The organism is Streptomyces sp. NPDC000151, from assembly GCF_040301705.1.
Classification (GTDB): Bacteria; Actinomycetota; Actinomycetes; order Streptomycetales; family Streptomycetaceae; genus Streptomyces.
This window is the reverse complement of the sequence record NZ_JBEPFC010000284.1, coordinates 1-3040: the sequence shown is the minus strand read 5'-3', so window position 1 is coordinate 3040 and position 3040 is coordinate 1. Positions and strand designations below refer to the sequence as shown.

Sequence of the window (3040 nt, the reverse complement as noted above, 5' to 3'; positions counted from 1 at the left end):
CAGCGCCAGCAGCCGCCGTACGCGCTGGTCGTCGACCAGCAGCCGCAGCGCCTCCGCACCGCCTTCGGACCGGCCCAGCTCGCGCAGCAGGCCCGCGGGTATCCGGCTGCTCATCGGGCGGGCCCCCGCGTGGCACGGGCCAGCCGCCCGGCGGCGTGCCGGATCAGCCGCTGGAGGTCGGCGCAGTACACCGAGGGGTTGGCGAAGCCGCTCCCGTGCCGGTAGCGGTGCGCGTACTGGCCGCCGCCGCAGATCCGCACCAGCGGGCAGGCGCGGCACACGGGGGCGAGGGCCGCGGCGCCCGCGTGCCGGGCGGCGATGCCGGGGTGCGCGAGGGCGTCGTCGAAGGAGTGGCCGAAGACGTCCAGCCCGGTGGCGGCAGCGCCCTCGTACGCAGACTTCAGGGAGTCGACCTGCTCGATGCTGCCGTCGGTCTCCACCACGACGGCGGTGAACGGGGTCAGGCCCAGCGACTCGCCGCCGGCCGGCGCGCCCAGCAGCAGGGCCAGGCAGTCCTCGAAGAGCCGGACCCGCGGCTGCCCGGGGCCGCCGTCCCACCAGGCGTCGAAGACGGCGGCGAGCCAGTCGCCGTAGGGAGCGGTGCGGTCGGCACCCGGTGTCAGGCCCGGGGGTGGAGTGGTCCAGTTGCCGTGCGGGAGCAGCAGGTCCAGGCGGGGCGGGCGGAGCGCGCGCAGCGAGGCGTAGGTCTCCAGGGGGTCCGTGCGCGGGTCGACGACGGCGAGGATGCCCGCGTAGGCGTCCGGCTGCTCCTCGGCGAGCAGCCGCAGGCCGCGGACGGCGCGGCTCCAGGCCGGGCGCCCCGCGTGGTCCACGCGCGCGGCGTTGTGCGCGGGCAGCCCGCCGTCGAGGCTGACGCCGACCCGGATGCCGTGGTCCGCGAGGGTGCGCAGCCGGGCGCGGGTGAGCAGGGTGCCGTTGGTCTGGACGGTGGGGTGCAGGGCGCAGTCGCCGGGGAGCCGGGCGCGCAGCATGTCGACGGCGCGGCCGAGCCGGTCCGCGCCGGCCAGCAGCGGTTCGCCGCCGTGCAGGACGAGCGCGGCGTGCCGCAGGCCGTGGGCCGCGGCGTGCTCGGCGATGCGGGCGGTCGTGCGGTCCAGGACCGCGTCGCTCATCGTGGCAGGGCGGTCCCGCCAGCCGTCGTCGGCGGCCTCGTAGAGGTAGCAGTAGCGGCAGGCGAGGTTGCAGTGGCCGTGCACCTTGAGAATGAACTGCCGGAAGGGGAGGACGTCCGGCCGGTCCGCCGCCGACGGGCCCGTGTCCCGTACGGTCTGCTGCGCCACGTCCGCACCCCCCAAGCCGTGGCCCGCGCAGGGACGGCCCCCGTCGCCGGTCCAGCGCGAAGTATCCCTGCGGAGCGGCGTGCCGAAACCGGTGGCGATCGGCCGTGTCCGGTTCCGTTGGCCCCAACGACCGAAAGTGTTCGGGTCACGTCGGTTCACTTCAAGAGGCGCTTCAGAAGGCGCTGTTGAATCCCCACAGCATTTCCGTGGGTTCGTCCACGCGCGTCCGTATCCGTTCCAGTACTTCCGACAGCACCGGGTGGTCCACCGTCCGCAGCTCCGCGAGATCCAGGGCGAGCAGGTCCGGCAGTTCGGGCAGCTCACCGGCCGGCGGCACCGCGGCCCCGGCCGTCTCCGTCCGCTCGTCCCCCGTGTCCTTGCGGCTCGCGCTCATCGCCTTGCCCCTTTCCGCCAACTGCCCCCGCTGGTACGTCACTTACAGGCTGCCGCCTGTCACCCGCCGATGTCCATGAGCCGGCGCGAGGTCTCCTGGCCCGCCGGGCCGCCCTCGTCGGGCAGCCGCCGCCATTCCTCCAGGGCCAGCCGGTAGGCGTCGCGTGCGGCCCGCGGCCGCCGCGCGTCCTCGTACGCCTCGCCGCGCAGGTGGTACGCGCGGGCGCACAGCCGTACGGCGGGGTCCGGGTCCGCCGCGCCCTCCTGGGCCGCGCGTGCCGCGTCGGCCGCCCGGCGGTAGGCGTCCGCCGCCTGTTCGAGCTGCGCGTCCAGGCCGGAGCGGCGGTGCGCCAGCCGGTGCGTGCCGCCCAGCTCCAGCCAGCACTCGGCGCGCACCAGCGGGTCGGGGGCGGACTGCGCGGCGAGCCCGAAGAGGTGCTCGGCCTCCCGCAGGTCCACCCGGTCGTCGTCGCTCCTGCGCAGCATCAGGGCGCGGCCGAGGGTGAGCAGCCGGCGCGCCAGTCGCGGGTCGCCGGCCGCGGTCTCCATCCGGCAGTCCCGCAGCACGCGGACCGTGCGGTGGATGACGGCCCGGCCGCCGGGCTCGCGCGCCCGGCGCATCAGCGCGTCGCCCCACTCCTCGATCAGGTCGCCGTAGCCGTCGCGGTCGCGCGGCACCGCGCGGCAGGCCGCTTCGTACCGCCGGTCGGCCTCCGCCAGATGCCGTACGTCGCCGTCCGCTTCGAAGCGCCGCACCGCGAGCCGGGCGGCGCGCACCACCACGGCGGCCCGCTCGTCCGGCCCCTGCGCGGCCTCCTCCATCTCCTCGACCAGCCGCGCGGCCCGGTCCAGCGCGGTGCCGGTGAGCATCAGCAGCGCGTCGGTCAGGTCCAGCCGGGCCCACAGCCGGGCGTCCTGTGGCGCGCCCTCGGCGGCCATCGCGTCGGCCGCGTGCGCGAGCGAGGCCGCGGCCTGCTCGGCGTACGCCGCGGCCTGTTCCCGGTCGGCGGCCGTGCCGGAGAGCCGCAGCAGCGCCCGGCCGTGCGCCAGCGGCAGGCCGTGCGGCTGCGCCTCGTCGTACGGCCAGGCGTCCGCGAACGCCTCCAGCATCCCGACGGTCTCCTGGAGCAGCCCGCTGTCGCCGCCCAGCCGCCACTGCTCCTCCAGGACCCGGACCCGCTCCAGGGTGATCTCCAGGGCGTGCCACGGCTCCAGCCCGGCGGTCGCGCACACGGCCGTGAACTCCCGGTCGGCGCGGCGCAGCAGGTCCAGCGCGCCGCGCCCGTCGCCGGCCGCGCGCCGCTCCCCCGCCTCGGTGTGCAGCACCCGTCCGAGCGCTGTGCGGG

The 3040-nt window shown here is 76.9% G+C and carries 2 protein-coding genes and 1 pseudogene; all 3 read right to left on the bottom strand.

The window, feature by feature from the left end; all coding sequences use genetic code 11:
• Positions 1-110: 110 nt before the first annotated feature.
• Positions 111-1301: an FxsB family cyclophane-forming radical SAM/SPASM peptide maturase gene (locus tag ABT381_RS35520; protein ID WP_351602178.1), complete on the bottom strand. Its 1191-nt coding sequence runs from the start codon at positions 1299-1301 to the stop codon at positions 111-113.
• Between the two features lie 172 nt (positions 1302-1473).
• Positions 1474-1695, bottom strand: coding sequence for an FxSxx-COOH cyclophane-containing RiPP peptide (fxsA, locus tag ABT381_RS35515; RefSeq protein ID WP_351602175.1), 222 nt, complete (start codon positions 1693-1695; stop codon positions 1474-1476).
• Positions 1696-1754: 59 nt separating this feature from the next.
• Positions 1755-3040, bottom strand: a pseudogene (locus ABT381_RS35510) (SAV_2336 N-terminal domain-related protein); the annotation flags it as partial.

What these genes read in the sequence shown, in the direction of transcription:
- fxsA (WP_351602175.1), bottom strand. Translation starts at nt 1,695, where the DNA reads ATGAGCGCGAGCCGCAAGGACACGGGGGACGAGCGGACGGAGACGGCC.